Origin of the sequence: Pseudomonas sp. 10S4 (assembly GCF_034344865.1) — a bacterium.
GTDB lineage: Bacteria > Pseudomonadota > Gammaproteobacteria > Pseudomonadales > Pseudomonadaceae > Aquipseudomonas.
Genome location: NZ_CP133774.1, coordinates 5,202,924 through 5,218,864, shown reverse-complemented (window position 1 = coordinate 5,218,864; position 15,941 = coordinate 5,202,924). Strand labels below are relative to the sequence as shown.

At 59.5% G+C, this 15,941-nt stretch carries 18 protein-coding genes; 15 read left to right on the top strand and 3 right to left on the bottom strand.

Annotation, left to right across the window (positions count from 1 at the left end; all coding sequences use genetic code 11):
* The first annotated feature begins 100 nt into the window (after positions 1-100).
* Both RHM58_RS24510 and RHM58_RS24505 read left to right on the top strand, forming a co-directional pair.
* Positions 101-289, top strand: a complete 189-nt coding sequence (locus tag RHM58_RS24510) for a hypothetical protein (protein ID WP_054050563.1) — start codon at positions 101-103, stop codon at positions 287-289.
* 140 nt (positions 290-429) lie between these two features.
* Positions 430-711, top strand: coding sequence for a hypothetical protein (locus RHM58_RS24505; RefSeq protein ID WP_201196760.1), 282 nt, complete (start codon positions 430-432; stop codon positions 709-711).
* Between the two features lie 11 nt (positions 712-722).
* On the opposite strand, the gene RHM58_RS24500 is transcribed toward RHM58_RS24505, so the two are convergent.
* Entirely contained in the window at positions 723-953 is a 231-nt protein-coding gene (locus tag RHM58_RS24500) for a hypothetical protein (protein ID WP_322268409.1), read from the bottom strand.
* A 71-nt stretch (positions 954-1,024) separates the two neighbouring features.
* Positions 1,025-1,381, bottom strand: coding sequence for a hypothetical protein (locus tag RHM58_RS24495; RefSeq protein ID WP_201203832.1), 357 nt, complete (start codon positions 1,379-1,381; stop codon positions 1,025-1,027).
* 211 nt (positions 1,382-1,592) lie between these two features.
* Between RHM58_RS24495 and RHM58_RS24490 the strand changes: the two genes are divergently transcribed.
* From RHM58_RS24490 to ada, 5 genes are all read left to right on the top strand, one after another.
* Positions 1,593-1,898, top strand: coding sequence for a DUF1883 domain-containing protein (locus RHM58_RS24490; protein WP_101208500.1), 306 nt, complete (start codon positions 1,593-1,595; stop codon positions 1,896-1,898).
* Between the two features lie 28 nt (positions 1,899-1,926).
* The gene (locus RHM58_RS24485; RefSeq protein ID WP_201255403.1) at positions 1,927-2,103 is read left to right on the top strand and encodes a hypothetical protein; all 177 of its coding nucleotides are present in this window, start codon (positions 1,927-1,929) and stop codon (positions 2,101-2,103) included.
* A 126-nt stretch (positions 2,104-2,229) separates the two neighbouring features.
* The gene (locus RHM58_RS24480) at positions 2,230-2,952 is read left to right on the top strand and encodes a 2OG-Fe(II) oxygenase (protein ID WP_201255402.1); all 723 of its coding nucleotides are present in this window, start codon (positions 2,230-2,232) and stop codon (positions 2,950-2,952) included.
* Positions 2,942-3,622, top strand: coding sequence for a DNA oxidative demethylase AlkB (gene alkB, locus RHM58_RS24475; protein ID WP_322268408.1), 681 nt, complete (start codon positions 2,942-2,944; stop codon positions 3,620-3,622). Before RHM58_RS24480 ends, alkB begins: the two co-directional genes overlap by 11 nt.
* An 87-nt stretch (positions 3,623-3,709) precedes the next feature.
* A complete protein-coding gene (ada, locus tag RHM58_RS24470; protein WP_201255400.1) occupies positions 3,710-4,786 on the top strand; it encodes a bifunctional DNA-binding transcriptional regulator/O6-methylguanine-DNA methyltransferase Ada in 1,077 nt (358 codons plus the stop codon).
* A 79-nt stretch (positions 4,787-4,865) separates the two neighbouring features.
* Here ada and RHM58_RS24465 read toward each other — a convergent pair whose 3' ends face one another.
* Positions 4,866-5,849 (bottom strand): MDR family oxidoreductase, encoded by a 984-nt coding sequence (locus RHM58_RS24465; RefSeq protein ID WP_201255399.1) that lies wholly within the window; start codon positions 5,847-5,849, stop codon positions 4,866-4,868.
* 178 nt (positions 5,850-6,027) lie between these two features.
* On the opposite strand from RHM58_RS24465, the gene RHM58_RS24460 reads away from it, so the two are divergent.
* The 8 genes from RHM58_RS24460 to RHM58_RS24425 all read left to right on the top strand — a co-directional run bounded on the left by RHM58_RS24460 (position 6,028) and on the right by RHM58_RS24425 (position 15,892).
* On the top strand, positions 6,028-8,493 hold the full coding sequence (locus RHM58_RS24460; RefSeq protein WP_322268407.1) for an autotransporter: 2,466 nt from the start codon (positions 6,028-6,030) through the stop codon (positions 8,491-8,493).
* 33 nt (positions 8,494-8,526) lie between these two features.
* Positions 8,527-8,781, top strand: coding sequence for a hypothetical protein (locus RHM58_RS24455; RefSeq protein WP_322268406.1), 255 nt, complete (start codon positions 8,527-8,529; stop codon positions 8,779-8,781).
* A gap of 224 nt (positions 8,782-9,005) precedes the next feature.
* Positions 9,006-10,070, top strand: a complete 1,065-nt coding sequence (locus RHM58_RS24450) for an NAD(P)H-dependent flavin oxidoreductase (RefSeq protein ID WP_201203839.1) — start codon at positions 9,006-9,008, stop codon at positions 10,068-10,070.
* Between the two features lie 281 nt (positions 10,071-10,351).
* On the top strand, positions 10,352-11,119 hold the full coding sequence (modA, locus tag RHM58_RS24445; protein ID WP_242486247.1) for a molybdate ABC transporter substrate-binding protein: 768 nt from the start codon (positions 10,352-10,354) through the stop codon (positions 11,117-11,119).
* On the top strand, positions 11,120-11,800 hold the full coding sequence (gene modB, locus RHM58_RS24440; protein ID WP_322268405.1) for a molybdate ABC transporter permease subunit: 681 nt from the start codon (positions 11,120-11,122) through the stop codon (positions 11,798-11,800).
* A gap of 3 nt (positions 11,801-11,803) precedes the next feature.
* Positions 11,804-12,883 carry a molybdenum ABC transporter ATP-binding protein gene (gene modC, locus RHM58_RS24435; protein WP_201255397.1) on the top strand — a complete coding sequence of 360 codons (1,080 nt, stop codon included), beginning with the start codon at positions 11,804-11,806 and terminating at the stop codon, positions 12,881-12,883.
* A 75-nt stretch (positions 12,884-12,958) separates the two neighbouring features.
* The gene (locus RHM58_RS24430; RefSeq protein ID WP_322270893.1) at positions 12,959-13,990 is read left to right on the top strand and encodes a DNA topoisomerase IB; all 1,032 of its coding nucleotides are present in this window, start codon (positions 12,959-12,961) and stop codon (positions 13,988-13,990) included.
* 252 nt (positions 13,991-14,242) lie between these two features.
* Positions 14,243-15,892 carry an ABC-F family ATP-binding cassette domain-containing protein gene (locus tag RHM58_RS24425; RefSeq protein WP_322268404.1) on the top strand — a complete coding sequence of 550 codons (1,650 nt, stop codon included), beginning with the start codon at positions 14,243-14,245 and terminating at the stop codon, positions 15,890-15,892.
* Positions 15,893-15,941: the final 49 nt, after the last annotated feature.

The window sequence follows — 15,941 nt, the reverse complement described above, 5'->3', positions numbered from 1 at the left end:
CAACCAGGCGCAGAATCTGCACCACCATACGCCCATCAGCACCTGTTGAGTGCATTTGGCGGTATCATGGCGCGATTGAACCAGCCAACGAGGCAGATAGATGTCGGTAGCAAAAAGCGTCAACGGGTACTTGATCAATCAGGCGAAAGACGGCCAATGGTGGGTAGACAGCGTCGCTGGCGAGAATATCGCCGGACCTTTCCCGACCGAAGCGTTGGCGATTGAAGTGGCATCGGTGTTGCAGGATCAACCTGCAGGCCCAAAGCGGCGCGGCAAGGACAAATCCTGAACGGTTCCTGACACGAACGCAGCCCTGCCTTGAAGCAGGGCTTTTTTATGGTTTATTTTCGCAGGACTGGCCACTCGCCATAACCTTTCAATTCCGGCGCTGTCATAGCGTTTAGCCCTTCCCTTGACGACGACAACGACATGAACAAATTTCTGGCACTGATTGCGGTACTGGCGCTCACTGGCTGCGCCACATCAGAAAGCACTTACCTGAAAAACGGCGAGCAGGGCCTGAGCATCGACTGTTCCGGAGAAGCCAACTCCTGGGCCACCTGCTACGAAAAAGCCGATGACTCGTGTGCTGGCACCGGCTACCGAATCGTCAGCACCAACGGCAGCCCCGCCACCAAGGAAAGCGACAAGACCCTGGGTGTGGATGTCGGCAACTTCAAGAACCGCAGCGTAGTGGTGGTCTGCAAGTAGGGCGCCCTGCCCTACATGTGGATTTCGGCAAATTTGATCCCGAGGCCGCGCACGGTCTCGATCAAATCGTCCAGGCGGGCGAACGATTCAACTTCATCGCTTTCATCCACCAGAAAATAGCTGCGCCCGGCGCTCTTCTTGAAAAACACGATCCATTCCCCGGAATTGGCCGGGTTCTGAATAACGTGCGTGGCAGAGATATGGCCCTCTGCATGGCGTTCCCGTATTTGCTCGCGCTTCATGCGTGACTCCAGAAATGACAATGCCGCCAAAGCAACGCTTTGGCGGCATCAGGCTGACTGCCGATAGTCCATCAGCCGGAAATGCACGCGTTGGCGGCGCCCTGTACATCCTTAGGACGTACTGGCACGTTGGACATGCGCTCATGCAACTTGATGCTGCTGCCACTTGAGCGTTCTTCGATATCGAAAACGGCCGCCGGACCCGAGGAAAATTTGCCGGGTACGATCACTCGCACACCGTCCTTGTGCGGCTCAAGCTGCAAGGCGCCACGGCTGGACGCCAGCTTCTCGACCAGGCACTGCGCGTACTCATGGGGCTTTTTGCCTGAGATCACACTCATGGTCGGCAGCGACTCGTTGATTTCTGCGACATTTGCACAACCACTCACCGCTAGCGCCAAAGGCAGGACCAGAACACCCCACTTCATACAAAACCTCCGATAAAGACCCTCCGACAGCGTAAATGCTGTTTTTCTCCGAGGCTCGTTGCTTTTATCGCTCATAGAATTCCGAATAACTGTTTTTAATTGTCAAACACGACGTCGACAGCCAGATAATAACCTGTTCGGGCTGATAAACTGCGCCCATTGCCCTGCTATCGTTTTGATTTTGTAGAAAAAGCCCTTCTGGAGGCGCCTCATGAAATTTATCCACCAGCGCGAGCACCTCAATGAGGACGACATTGTCGTCATCCAGTGCTCCCAAACCTGCAACATCCGCTTGATGAACGACGCCAACTTCCGCAGCTTCAAGAATGGCGGCCGCCACACTTATCACGGCGGAGCGTTCGACACCTTCCCGGCACGAATTACTGCACCGAGCACCGGTTTCTGGAACATCACCATCGACATGGTCAACAGCCGCAAGGCCATCAGCGTGACGCGCAAGCCGACCCTGACTCACTCAATCAAAATCGTCCGCCGTTCCAGCACAAAACTGAGCTGAGTACGCCCATACACGTGAACAGGCAGTCATGACCGTGGCCCAAACGACCAAGTACGTCATCAAATACAAACTCAACGGCGAACGCCGCTTCGAATTTGCCCAGCTTGAAAAGGGTACTGAGGAAGAAGCCAAAGCCGCGCTGGACGCGATTCACGGTTCAAGCGAAGACGTGATCAGCGACATCAGCGTCAGCAAAGCGCTGTAACGAGATCGGGAGCGGCAACATGGACGTCTGCTCCCCCGCCTGATATTTGACCGCAAGCGCCGGAGTGTTCGCTCAATCGCCGCCTGCCAGACTGGCCGCCTCAACCTTTGGTTAAGGCTTCAGAAAATGTCTACTTTCCCGGCTCACTCTATCGACGGCTTTTCTACGCCAGACTGGACCTTGCTGGAACAACAACTCGACCAGGACGGCTGCGCCATCATTCGCTCGTTGTTGAGCCACGAGGCTTGCGACGAAGTGAGCGCACTCTACTCACGGCACGAGCCATTCCGCTCACAGGTGATGATGGCCCGTCACGGTTTCGGGCGCGGGGAGTACAAGTACTTCAAATACCCGTTGCCGGACACGGTCGCCCGGCTGCGCTGTGCGCTCTACCCTCGTCTCGTGCCCATCGCCAATCGCTGGTACGAGCACATGGACCTGCCGACCCGTTTCCCCGACAACCACGAAGCGTTTCTCGAACGCTGCCATGCCGCCGGTCAGGAGCGGCCGACACCGTTGTTGCTGCAATACGGCCCTCAGGACTACAACTGCTTGCATCAGGACCTGTACGGCGAACACGTTTTCCCACTGCAAGTGGCGATTCTGCTGTCAGAACCGGATGAAGACTTTACTGGCGGCGAGTTCGTGCTGACCGAGCAGCGCCCGCGCATGCAGTCGCGCCCTCAGGTAATCGGACTAAAGAAAGGTGACGGATTGATCTTTGCCGTCAACCAGCGCCCGGTCAAAGGCGTTCGCGGTTATTACCGCGTGACCCTGCGCCACGGCGTCAGTCGCCTGCACAGCGGAAAACGGCATACCCTTGGAATCATCTTTCACGATGCGCTATGACCCAATGACCCCGATCACCCTCGATTTATTCGTCGACCTTGAGCCCGAGCAACCGCCCCGGCGCGAGCAGATCGGCGAACAGTCCTACGTCCTCAGAGGCTTTGCACTGCCCCTGATCGACCGACTGTTGCCGGCACTGGCACAGGTTCTGGCGGCCGCGCCGTTTCGACAAATGGTCACGCCCGGCGGCTTTACCATGTCGGTGGCGCTGAGCAGTTGCGGCACACTAGGCTGGACCACCGACCGCAGCGGCTACCGCTACACCCGCAACGATCCACAAACCGGGCAACCCTGGCCCGAAATGCCCGAGGTGTTTTTCGAATTGGCGCAAACGGCGGCGCAAGAAGCAGGATTTCAGGACTTTGTGCCTGATTCCTGCCTGATCAACCGCTACATCCCAGGGGCCAAGATGTCATTGCATCAGGATAAAGACGAAGGTTCCTACGCCGCGCCGATCGTTTCAGTGTCGCTAGGCTTGCCGGCGATGTTTTTGTTTGGCGGTTTCGAACGCAGCGACAAGAGCCAGCGGGTGCCGTTGTTTCACGGTGACATCGTGGTCTGGGGCGGTGTCGATCGTTTGCGTTACCACGGTGTGTTGCCAATCAAGGACGGACAGCATCCGCGACTGGGCGAGCAACGGATCAACTTTACGTTTCGTATTGCTGGATGAAATCGTCGAGTTTGACCGCAAGACCCGGAGTGCTGCATCGCGACCGACTGCTTAATCTGTTTGAAACCCGTCAACGGACATGAAGCCATGACCACCTCTTCGAACCAGATCGCCACCGAAAACGACCCACGCTGGGCCGCCGTTGTAGCTCGCGACCCGTCGGCTGACGGGCAGTTTGTCTACGCGGTGAAAACCACTGGTATCTATTGCCGCCCCAGCAGCCTGGCGCGCTTGCCGAAACCGCAGAACGTCGAATTTTTCGAGACGGCCGAGCAGGCCCAGGCCGCGGGTTACCGCCCCAGCAAACGCACTGCAAAGGATCAAACTGACCTCGCCGCCCAACATGCCGCCACGGTGGCAGCTGCCTGCCGTCAGATCGAATCGGCCGAGAATCTGCCGGCGCTGAGTGAACTGGCCGACGCCGCAGGCCTGAGCAGTTTCCATTTCCATCGCGTGTTTAAAGCCGTTACCGGCCTGACGCCCAAGGGCTATGCCAGCGCCCACCGCTCACGCCGGGTTCGCGAGCGTTTGAGCGATGGCGGCTCGGTGACTGATGCCTTGTATGACGCGGGCTTCAATTCCAACAGCCGCTTCTACGAAGCCGCCGATCAATTGCTGGGCATGAAGCCCGGCGACTACCGCGCCGAAGGCCAGAATAACGACATTCGTTTTGCCGTCGGCCAGTGCTCGCTCGGAGCGATTCTGGTGGCGCAAAGTGATCGGGGTGTTTGCGCAATTCTTCTGGGTGACGACCCACACCAATTGGTGTGCGATCTGCAGGACAAGTTTCGCCGGGCCAATCTGATTGGCGCCGATCACGGATTTGAGCAATTGATCGCCCAGGTTGTCGGTTTCATCGAAGCACCGGCCATCGGCCTGGACTTGCCACTGGACGTGCGTGGTACGGCGTTTCAGGAGCGTGTCTGGCAAGCCTTGCGCGAGATTCCCGTCGGCAGCACCGCCAGTTACGCCGACATCGCCCAGCGCATCGGCTCGCCAAAAGCGGTGCGCGCCGTGGCCCAGGCCTGCGGTGCGAACAGCCTTGCAGTGGCGATCCCGTGTCACCGAGTGGTACGCAGCGACGGCAACCTGTCGGGCTATCGCTGGGGCGTGGAGCGTAAGCGACAGTTGCTGGATCGTGAAGCGCTGAACGGCTGCACGTAAACCTGTTTGCCTTCCATTGCCGCGCCACTCCTTTGATTGGGATTTGCGGCCCTGACGAGCCGCAACGGCGCCTACATTGTCAGCGATTGACGTCGACGACAACCCTTCCTCGCAACTGACCCGCGAGCAAGCGCGGAGCGGCTTCGATGGCTTCGCTCAAGCCAATTTCGCGACTAATCAGTGGCAGCAAGGCGAAGTCCAGATCCTCGGCCAGACGACTCCAGGCCAGAACTCGTTTTGCTTTAGGTTGGGTCACACTGTTGATCCCGGCGAGGGTTACACCGCGCAAAATGAACGGGGCAACGGAGGCCGGAAAGTCCATGCCTTGCGCCAGACCACACGCGGCGACGGTGCCGTTGGACTTAGTGCTGGCGCAGGCGTTGGCCAAGGTGTGGCTGCCGACCGAATCGATCACGGCGGCCCAGCGTTCCTTGGCCAAGGGTTTCCCCGGTTCGGACAGGGCCGCGCGATCAATGATCTCACTGGCGCCCAACTGTTTGAGGTAGTCGTGTTCCGAGGTGCGGCCGGTGGACGCCACCACCCGATAGCCAAGTTTGCTTAATAGTGCGATGGCAAAACTGCCGACCCCGCCATTGGCGCCGGTCACCAGCACTTCGCCTTGCTCTGGGGTTACACCGTTGTGCTCAAGCGCCAGAATGCTGAGCATCGCCGTGTAACCGGCCGTGCCGATTGCCATGGCCTGAGCCGCCGTGAAGGCCTTCGGCAGTGGAATCAGCCAGTCGCCATTGAGCCGCGCTTTCTGCGCCAGTCCGCCCCAATGTCCTTCGCCTACTCCCCAGCCGTTGAGCAGGACCTGGTCACCGACCTTGTAGTCCGGGTGCTCACTGACTTCGACGCTGCCTGCCAGATCAATCCCCGGCACCATGGGGAATTTTCGCACCACCGGACTGCTACCAGTGATCGCCAGGCCATCCTTGAAATTCAGTGTGCTGTACGCCACGCGCACCGTCACGTCGCCCTCGGGCAGTTGATCCTCACTGATCTCTTGCAGCGTGGCCCGGTAACCGCTGTCGTCTTTGTCGATCAAAATGCCTTTGAACATCGCTGTCTCCAATGGATTCGTTGAAGGTGTGGTGTCCTTGAAATAACACAAAGCAACACATTGCCCTACCCGACTTTCATCCAATCCCTAAATCCACCGAGCATTTCCGATACCGGCGGCTATGCTTTTTTCGCGGCCCTGAAATACCTGAAAAACCGCCCCGTCGATGGAGCTGACAATGCCTTACCCTCGCTCGCTAACCGTTTTGCTGATGCTTTGCCTGATGGCTTTCGGTAGCGTCCAGGCCGCACCGCCAGCCGCTTCGGCAACTCCCGCCGCACAGGCTCCCGCGAGCCCGACCTGGCCGCAGGTACTGACCGCCGGCGATACCAAGCTGACGATCTATCAGCCGCAACTCGACAGTTGGGACGGCTATACCCTGCAGGCGCGGGCAGCGGTCGAGGCCACCGGGGCCGATGGCAAATCCACCTACGGCATTGTGCAGTTCAGCGCTCACACCCTGGTGGACAAGGCCACACGCTGGGTCGTTCTCGATCAATACACCCTCACCAAAGCAGACTTCCCATCCAGCGCAGCGCAGGCAGATAGCTGGGTCGCCGCGCTGAAAAAAGACGCGGCGAGCCGCAAGAAAACCATTTCTCTGGATCAGCTCGAAGCCGCCGTCGGCGTACTCGCTGCCGAGCAGAAATCCAGCAGCGACCCCATTGAAAATACCCCGCCGACCATCATCACTTCCGACGTCCCGGCGCTGCTGGTGTACATCGATGGCGAGCCGGCTTACCGGCCGGTGGACGGCACTGCGTTGCAGCGGGTCGTCAACACCCGTCCGTTGCTGCTCAAGGATGCCCAGGGCAAACATTATCTGCATGTGTTCGATGGCTGGATGGTGGCCGATGAACTGGGCGGCCAGTACACACCACTGCCCTCGCCTTCAGCCGATCTGGAAAAAGCCAAGAAAGCGGCGATCCAGAGTCGTCAGGTGGATCTGCTAACAGGTCAGAGCGACCCGAAGGACAAAATTCCGACACTGGCCAAGCCACCGATCCCACAGATTCATATCGCAACTGCGCCCACTGAATTGATCGTCACCGACGGCGCACCTCAATGGCAGCCGATCCAGGGCACCCAACTGCTCTATGTGACCAACACCACCGGGCATATCTTCAAGGAAGTCGGCGATCAGGACAGCTATGTGCTGATCTCCGGACGCTGGTTCAAAGCGGCTGACTTGAAAGGGCCCTGGACCTTCGCCCCGGCGGACAAATTACCGGCCGACTTCGCCAACATCCCCGATGACAGCGCCAAAGAGAACGTCAAAGCCTCGGTGGCCGGTACGCCTCAGGCCCGGGAAGCAGCGATTGCGGCAACCATCCCGCAGACCTCGGCAATAAAGAAAAGCCAGGTGAAAATGACCGCGCCGCAGTTCGATGGTCAACCGCAACTCAAGGCTATCAGCGGTACGCCGCTGCAATATGTGGTGAACACGCCAACGCCGATCATCATGGTCGATGCCAATAGCTGGTATGCAGTCGAGAACGGTATCTGGTTCAGCGCCACTTCGGTTCAGGGGCCATGGTCGGTGGCGACTTCGGTGCCGGCGGTGATTTACTCGATTCCGCCCAGCTCACCAATGCACTACATCACCTATGTCAAAGTCTATGAAGCCAACGGCGACACCGTGGTGGTGGGTTACACGCCGGGGTACCAAGGCTCTACGGTGGACCCGGCCAGCGGTGTGGTGGTCTATGGCACCGGTTACCCTTACACACCTTGGGTCGGCAACGTTTGGTACGGGCCGCCAGTGACCTACGGTTTTGGCGTCGCGATTCGCTACACGCCCTGGACTGGCTGGACCTTCGGTTTCGGTTTCGGCTGGAGTTGGGGAGGCAGCACCGTGGCCATGGGCTGGGGCTGGGGCGCCTACCCTTGGTGGGGCAATTACGGCTGGGGTTACGCTTGGGGACCACGCCTGTATCCAGCGCCAATGCCTTGGGGTGGCGCGGCCTATGGTTATCACGGCGGCGCGGTGGCCTGGGGTCCGGGTGGTTGGGCCGGCAGCACGGGCAACATCTACCGCCAATGGGGTGATCGCGCCTCGGTCAGCCGCTACGGTGCCGGCTACAACGCCTGGACCGGCAATCGCTGGGCCGGCCAGGTCGGTTCTTCCTACAACTCACGCACAGGTGTCGCCACGGCTGGCCAGCGCGGCGCAGTGCACAACGTCTACACCGGCAACTATGCGGCGGGACGCAGCGGGGTCGCGGCAGGTCCCAACGGCGGGGCCATTGCCGGTCAGAAAGTCACGGCGGGCAACGTGCGCAATGGCACTCAAGTCACTGCCAGCCGCGGTGCGGTCTACAACCCCAACACCGGCAACACCACCCAGTACAAAGGTGTCCAAGGGCGCAATAGCAGCGCCGCCAAGATCGGCGACAATGTCTACGCCGGGCATGACGGTAACGTCTACAAAAAGACCAACGACGGCTGGCAGTCGATGGTCAAGGGCGGTGCGACGCGGGTCAATCCTGCAAATACCCAACAGGTTCAGAACCTCAACCGCGATTCAGCGGCGCGCTCTGCCGGCAACGAACGCTTCAACAACTATCACAACTCTTCCCAGGTCATGAATCGCTCGTTTAGCGGTGGCGGCGGCGGCGGCGGCGGCGGACTGCATCGTCGTTGAAATCCCGTTGAATAACCGTTGAAAGGGGCAGTCATGTTTCGTTTTATCAAAACCACAGTGGCCGGGGGACTGCTGTTCATCCTGCCACTGGTGCTGATCTTTTTGCTGCTGGAAAAAGCCGTGCGCCTGTTGCGCGGACCGATTCACAAACTGCTGCCGATGTTTGCCTGTTCTGCCTGGTGCTTGAGCAACAGCACGACTGGTTCTCTGTCTATATTCCCGATGCAGGCCCGGCGGGTGGTTCCTCCGGAGAAGTGCGCGTGGTGCCTGGTGCTCAGGTTCGTCTGACTGATCTGGCGTGGATGCCAGTACTGGCCTGTGTCCGTCGTGGCGGCCATGGAGCGTTGGCACTCGCTGCACCTTGGCTGCCCAAGGCATAAGCTGCGACTCAGGCCTTTCAGAAAAACCGACGCCGACCATTCAGAAAAACCAACTGGCCTGGCAGCCATCATTGCTGATACAAAACCGGCACTACCGTCCCTGCCCTGTTTTGACGTCGGAGAAGCTTTCAAATGAGCCAATGGCCAGACACCCGCATTCTTGACCTGCTCGGGATCGAACTGCCGATTATTCAGGCGCCCATGGCCGGCGCGACCGATTCATCGATGGTAATTGCGGCGAGCAACGCCGGTGGCCTGGGCTCAATGCCCGCCGCGATGTTGAGTATCGAGCAGTTGCGCGAAGAGCTGAAAACCATTCGCCAGCACAGCCAGCACCCGTTCAACGTCAACTTCTTCTGCCATCAACCGCCAGCCGCCGATGAGCAAAAGGCCCGGGACTGGAAAAATCTGCTGGAGCCGTACTATCGCGAACTGGGCATCGATTTCGACGCACCGACGCCGGTATCCAATCGGGCGCCGTTCGATGACGCGGCTTGCGCAGTCATCGAGGAATTTCGTCCGACGGTCGTGAGTTTTCACTTCGGGCTACCAGAGAAGTCGCTACTGGATCGGGTAAAAGCCACCGGCGCAAAGATTCTGTCATCGGCGACGAATGTTGAAGAAGCGATCTGGCTGGAGCAACACGGTTGCGACGCGATCATCGCCATGGGTTACGAGGCTGGCGGTCATCGCGGGATGTTTCTCAGTAAAGATTTAAGCAGTCAGGTGGGCACTTTTGCACTGGTGCCGCAGATCGTCGACGCGGTGAAAGTCCCGGTGATTGCCGCGGGCGGGATTGGTGACGCTCGAGGGATTGCCGCAGCGTTTCACCTGGGCGCCTCGGCGGTGCTGGTGGGTACAGCGTATTTGTTCACCCCGGAAGCCAAGATCAGCGCGGCCCACCACAAGGCGTTGCGCACGGCCAAGGACAGCGAGACGGCAATCACTAACCTGTTCACCGGGCGCCCGGCGCGGGGGATTCTGAATCGGGTGATGCGTGAACTGGGGCCGATGAGCGATAAGGCACCAGCCTTTCCGCTGGCCGGTGGTGCACTGATGCCGTTGCGGGCCAAGGAACCGGCGCAATTCGCCAATCTGTGGGCTGGGCAGGCGTTCACTCTGGGCGTTGAACTGACGACGGCTGAGCTAACAAAGCATTTGGCTGAAGAAGCGCTGGCGAAACTAACTGGCCGCTAAATCTCCCAACGCGAATACAAAAATTGTGGCGAGGGAGCTTGCTCCCGTCAGACTGCACAGCAGTCCCCTTCTTTTCCGGGAACAAGCGGGGGCCCTTCGCGCTCCGGCGGGAGCAAGCTCCCTCGCCACAGGTGCAGCGTCAACATTCAGCCACGCCGGCAAAGTTCCGTTTACAGGCATTTCGCTATATATTCCGATATATAGCGTTTCACCCCTCGCATCGGCGCAGTTCACCCCCTATAAAAACTGCCCACTGCACTTGCCTACCACGGAGCCGTTTCATGACCATTCGTGCCTCACGTTTCGCCCCTACTTGCCTGGCGAGCCTGCTCGCTGTATTCGCTTTGGGCTCGGCCCAGGCGGATGAAGTCCAGGTGGCGGTTGCTGCCAACTTCACCGCGCCGATCCAGGCGATCGCCGCCGATTTCGAAAAAGACACCGGGCACAAACTGGTAGCGGCCTATGGCGCGACCGGTCAGTTCTACACCCAGATCAAAAATGGCGCGCCGTTCGAAGTGTTCCTCTCGGCAGACGACACCACCCCGCAAAAACTCGAAACCGAAGGCGACACCGTCAAAGGTTCGCGCTTCACCTACGCCATCGGCACCCTGGTGCTGTGGTCGGCCAAGGAAGGTTACGTCGATGCCAAGGGCGACGTGCTGAAGAAAAACGAATATCAGCACCTGTCCATCGCTAACCCGAAAGCCGCGCCTTATGGCCTGGCTGCGACTCAGGTGCTCGCCAAAGAAGGCCTGACCGACAAGGTCAAGGACAAGATCGTCGAAGGTCAGAACATCACTCAGGCTTACCAGTTTGTCTCCACCGGTAATGCCGAACTGGGCTTCGTGGCCTTGTCGCAGATCTACAAAGACGGCAAAGTCACCAGCGGTTCGGCCTGGATCGTTCCGGCGAGCATGCACGACCCGATCAAACAAGACGCGGTGATCCTCAACAAAGGCAAAGACAACCCGGCCGCCAAGGCACTGGTTGAATACCTCAAGGGTCCGAAAGCCGCTGCTGTCATCAAGTCCTACGGTTACCAACTCTAAATGACGCTATCGAGTGCCGATTTTTCCGCCATCTGGCTGACCCTGAAACTGGCGTCCCTGACGACCGTCATCCTCTTGGTTATCGGCACTCCAATTGCGTTATGGCTGTCGCGCACCCGTTCCTGGTTACGCGGCCCGGTCGGGGCGATCGTCGCCCTGCCCCTGGTCCTACCGCCCACGGTGATTGGCTTTTATCTGTTACTGGCGCTCGGGCCTCACGGCTTCGTCGGTCAGTTCACCCAGTCACTGGGGCTGGGCACCCTCACATTCAGTTTTGCAGGGTTGGTGATCGGCTCGGTGTTGTATTCGATGCCGTTTGTGGTGCAACCGCTGCAAAACGCTTTTTCCGCCATCGGTACTCGCCCACTGGAAGTGGCCGCAACCTTGCGCGCCAATCCTTGGGACACGTTTTTCAGCGTGATCCTGCCGCTGGCCCGCCCCGGTTTCATCACCGCCGCCATTCTCGGCTTCGCCCATACGGTCGGCGAGTTCGGCGTGGTGCTGATGATCGGCGGCAATATTCCGGACAAGACTCGTGTGGTGTCGGTGCAGATCTACGATCATGTCGAGGCCATGGAATACGCACAGGCCCATTGGCTGGCCGGGGCGATGCTGGTGTTCTCCTTCCTGGTATTGCTGGCGCTCTACTCCAGCCGTAAAACCAAAGCTGGCTGGAGCTGATCGATGATTCAAACGCGCCTGAAACTGCACTATTCGGGGTTCGCCCTGGATGTGGATCTACAACTGCCTGGCCGTGGCGTCACGGCACTGTTTGGCCACTCCGGCTCGGGCAAAACCACCTGCTTGCGCTGCATCGCTGGCCTGGAGCAAGCCGAAGAAGGTTTCATCCAGGTCAACGATGAAGTCTGGCAAGACAGCAGCAAGAAGATTTTCGTCCCGCCGCACAAACGTGCAATCGGTTACGTCTTCCAGGAGGCGAGCCTGTTCCCGCACCTGTCGGTGCTGGCCAACCTGGAATTCGGCCTCAAACGCATCCCCAAACAGCAACGCCGGGTCGATATGGCGCACGCCACCGAACTGCTGGGCATCAGCCATCTGCTGGACCGTCATCCGCAGCACCTGTCCGGTGGCGAACGCCAGCGCATCGGCATCGCTCGCGCCCTGCTCACCAGCCCGAAACTGTTGCTGATGGATGAGCCGCTGGCGGCGCTGGATAGCCAACGCAAAAACGAAATCCTGCCGTATCTGCAACGGCTACACGATGAACTGGATATTCCGGTGCTCTACGTCAGCCATTCCCAGGATGAAGTCGCGCGATTGGCTGACCACATTGTCCTGCTCAGTGAAGGCAAGGCCCTGGCCAGCGGCCCGATCGGCGAAACCCTGGCCCGCCTCGACCTGCCGCTGGCAATGGGTGACGACGCCGGCGTAGTGATCGAGGGCCACGTCAGTGCCTACGATGCCGACTATCAACTGCTGACCTTGCAACTGCCGAACACCGCCCTGAGCATTCGGGTCGCCCATTCGCCAATGACCGAAGGGCAAGCCTTGCGCTGCAAAGTGCAGGCGCGGGATGTCAGCTTGAGCCTGCACAGCGTCGAACACAGCAGTATCCTCAATCGCTTGCCGGTCACAGTGGTCAGTGAACTGGGCGCCGACAACGCGGCCCACGTGCTGATTCGCCTTGAGGCTGGCGGCACACCGCTGTTGGCGCGAATCACCCGCTACTCCCGCGATCAACTGGGCATCCATCCCGGCCAACAACTTTGGGCCCAGATCAAAGCGGTGGCCGTACTGGCCTGAATTCGTTGGCACCACGGCGACAGCGCGCGGTCAATGGCTGTACAAGCCCTCGAATTGCTGCCCAGGACCACCGCCATGCCCGATACCGCGCTGACCGATGTGCTGCCGCCCGACCTGCATTACGTCGATGACACTCAGCCCGGCATCACCCGCAAAAAACTGCGCGGCAAATTCTGTTACTTCGATCCGGCGGGTCAACGCATCAGCGACCCTGTCGAAATCAAACGCATCAACGCCCTGGCAGTGCCGCCGGCCTACACCGACGTGTGGATCAGCGCCGACCCGCGCGGCCATCTGCAAGCCACCGGCCGCGATGCCCGGGGTCGCAAGCAATACCGTTATCACGTGCGCTGGCGCGAGGTGCGTGATGCCGACAAGTACTCGCGCCTAAGGGATTTCGGCCTGGCCCTGCCGAAACTGCGCAAACAGCTGGAAGCCCTGCTGGCAGCGCCTGGCTTCAGCCGCGACAAGGTCATGGCCACGGTCATCACGCTGCTCGATGCGACGCTGATCCGCGTCGGCAACACCCAATATGCCAGGGACAACCGCTCCTATGGCCTGACCACCCTGCGCAGTCGGCATGTCGAGGTCAATGGCAGTGCAATCAAGTTCCAGTTCCGTGGCAAAAGCGGCGTCGAACATCAGATCACCGTGAAAGACCGACGCCTGGCGCGGATCGTCAAGCACTGCCTGGAAATCCCCGGGCAAAACCTGTTTCAGTACCTGGACGAAAACGGCGAGCGCCACACCGTGAGCTCCTCCGACGTCAACGCCTACCTGCAAACCCTCACCGGTGCCGACTTCACTGCCAAGGACTACCGCACCTGGGCCGGCAGCGCTCTGGCGTTGGCGCTATTGCGAGAACTGCAATGGGAGCCGGAATCCGACGCCAAGCGGCATGTGGTTGAGATGGTCAAAAATGTCGCCAAGCAGCTGGGCAACACTCCGGCGGTGTGCCGCAAATGCTACATCCACCCGGCGGTGGTGGATGGATTTCTGCTCGGCGCATTGGCCCAATTGCCTCGGCCGCGGGTACGAAAAGGGCTCCGGGCCGAAGAAGTCGGACTGGCGATGTACCTGGAGAAAATGCTCAGCGCCGCGCCTTAGACGCCACATTTCCCGTAGGAGCTGCCGAAGGCTGCGATCTTTTGACTTTGACTTTTAAAAACAGGGTCAAAAGATCGCAGCCTTCGGCAGCTCCTACGCGGGACCTTGATCGAGTTGGATTCCTCGACTAGGCTTGCGGCCTGCTCATCTCTCAGGACGACCGCAAACGTGAACAACTAAGCCTTCCAAAATGTTCTCGCGACAAGCTGCCAACGGCGCTTGTTGGTTTTTCGACATTTTCTGGAGGTGCCGATGACTCACGTCACGCGTCTGCCTGCACTCGTTTCCCTGAACCAATTGGGTTTTCAGTTCGCCAACGGCGAAACTGTTTTCGATTCACTGAGCCTGAGTTTCGACCGCGTTCCCACCGCGATCGTCGGCCGTAATGGCATTGGCAAGAGCGTCCTTGCGCGGTTGATTGCCGGGCAACTCGCCCCTTCATCCGGAAGCCTGACTTGTCAGGGCCACATTGCGTATGTGCCACAAACGTTTCCGATCATCGAAGGGCAAACCGTCGCCAGCGCCACCGGTTGCGCACCAGCGTTCCAGGCTCTTGCCCGACTGAATCTCGGCGATGCCACCAGCGAAGATTTCGACACCCTGGCAGACCGCTGGGACCTGCCCGAACGCTTGCGCCTGCTATTGGATGAGGCGGGCCTGGACGAAATCGGTCCCGAACATCTGGCACAAACCCTGAGCGGAGGACAGCAAGCACGTGTCGCCTTGATCGGCGCTCTTCTCAGCGACGCGCAGATGCTGGTGCTGGATGAGCCCACCAACCATCTGGACGCTGACGGACGCCGCTGGCTCATGCATACGCTTGAACAGTGGTGCGGCGGATTGATCGTGATCAGCCATGATCGGCAGCTGTTGAACCGCATGCAACGAATCGTCGAGCTGACCCCGCACGGCGCGAAGGTCTTTGGCGGTAACTACCCGGCGTTTCGGGCACAACGGGAGATCGACCAGAGCGCCGCTCGAATGGTCCTCGACCAGGCCAGAACCGAACGCATTCGCGAACGTAGCCGATTGCAACGCGAGCACGACACGATCCAGCGACACGCGGCTGGAACACTTAAAAAAGCTGACATCGCCAATGTCTCAGGCTTTGAGCGGGCCAAGATGAAAGGCTCGGCAAGGGACGCCATGGGGCCGGTGCGTCAAGCGCATAAAGCCCGTAAAAACGGGCTCGACGCACAGGTGCGGGAAGCCAATGCCAAGGTGCTGCCAGAAGAATGCGTGGTGGTGAGTCTGCCGGGCACCGTGGTACCGACAACTCGACAGGTAATAACGCTGGTGGATGCACAGCCGCCCTGGTCTGCGTCCCGCCTGACATTGTCACTTGCAGGCCCTGTGCGCATTGCCGTCAGCGGCCCAAATGGCTGCGGCAAATCCAGCTTGTTGCGCATGCTGGCCGGCGACTATCCGCCCCGCAGCGGGCAATGCATCACCCATCTCCCCAGTGCTTTTCTTGATCAGCAACTGGCCTTAGTAGACGATCAACGCTCCATCGTCGAGCAACTGGGCCTGCTCGACACACCGTTGACCGAGGGTACATTGCGCAGTCACCTGGCTCAGTTGCAACTGGATGCACGCCGCGTCACCCGGCCGAGCGGCTCGCTCAGTGGCGGCGAACGGCTCAAAGCGGCCATCGCCATCGCGCTCTGGCGCAAAATACCGGCGCAATTGTTATTGCTCGACGAGCCGACCAATCATCTCGATCTTGAATCCATAGAGGCATTCGAACAGTCCTTACGGAGTTTTCCCGGCGCGATCATCGCGGTTTCCCACGATCAGGCCTTTCTCACGGCGCTGGCACCGACTTACACTTTGTATTGGCACCCAGAGGGTTGGCAGTTACAACCTGTCGCCGATCCATCAGGCAGCCAGCCGACGAACTGACCTGACTATTTTTTGCACGATTGCAAAGGGCTTCTATAGTTGATCTGAA

Bases quoted from the DNA above. Each gene is read 5' to 3' on its own strand.
- RHM58_RS24510 (WP_054050563.1), top strand. From the start codon at position 101: ATGTCGGTAGCAAAAAGCGTCAACGGGTACTTGATCAATCAGGCGAAA.
- RHM58_RS24505 (WP_201196760.1), top strand. From the start codon at position 430: ATGAACAAATTTCTGGCACTGATTGCGGTACTGGCGCTCACTGGCTGC.
- RHM58_RS24500 (WP_322268409.1), bottom strand. From the start codon at position 953: ATGAAGCGCGAGCAAATACGGGAACGCCATGCAGAGGGCCATATCTCT.
- RHM58_RS24495 (WP_201203832.1), bottom strand. From the start codon at position 1,381: ATGAAGTGGGGTGTTCTGGTCCTGCCTTTGGCGCTAGCGGTGAGTGGT.
- RHM58_RS24490 (WP_101208500.1), top strand. From the start codon at position 1,593: ATGAAATTTATCCACCAGCGCGAGCACCTCAATGAGGACGACATTGTC.
- RHM58_RS24485 (WP_201255403.1), top strand. From the start codon at position 1,927: ATGACCGTGGCCCAAACGACCAAGTACGTCATCAAATACAAACTCAAC.
- RHM58_RS24480 (WP_201255402.1), top strand. From the start codon at position 2,230: ATGTCTACTTTCCCGGCTCACTCTATCGACGGCTTTTCTACGCCAGAC.
- alkB (WP_322268408.1), top strand. From the start codon at position 2,942: ATGCGCTATGACCCAATGACCCCGATCACCCTCGATTTATTCGTCGAC.
- ada (WP_201255400.1), top strand. From the start codon at position 3,710: ATGACCACCTCTTCGAACCAGATCGCCACCGAAAACGACCCACGCTGG.
- RHM58_RS24465 (WP_201255399.1), bottom strand. From the start codon at position 5,849: ATGTTCAAAGGCATTTTGATCGACAAAGACGACAGCGGTTACCGGGCC.
- RHM58_RS24460 (WP_322268407.1), top strand. From the start codon at position 6,028: ATGCCTTACCCTCGCTCGCTAACCGTTTTGCTGATGCTTTGCCTGATG.
- RHM58_RS24455 (WP_322268406.1), top strand. From the start codon at position 8,527: ATGTTTCGTTTTATCAAAACCACAGTGGCCGGGGGACTGCTGTTCATC.
- RHM58_RS24450 (WP_201203839.1), top strand. From the start codon at position 9,006: ATGAGCCAATGGCCAGACACCCGCATTCTTGACCTGCTCGGGATCGAA.
- modA (WP_242486247.1), top strand. From the start codon at position 10,352: ATGACCATTCGTGCCTCACGTTTCGCCCCTACTTGCCTGGCGAGCCTG.
- modB (WP_322268405.1), top strand. From the start codon at position 11,120: ATGACGCTATCGAGTGCCGATTTTTCCGCCATCTGGCTGACCCTGAAA.
- modC (WP_201255397.1), top strand. From the start codon at position 11,804: ATGATTCAAACGCGCCTGAAACTGCACTATTCGGGGTTCGCCCTGGAT.
- RHM58_RS24430 (WP_322270893.1), top strand. From the start codon at position 12,959: ATGCCCGATACCGCGCTGACCGATGTGCTGCCGCCCGACCTGCATTAC.
- RHM58_RS24425 (WP_322268404.1), top strand. From the start codon at position 14,243: ATGACTCACGTCACGCGTCTGCCTGCACTCGTTTCCCTGAACCAATTG.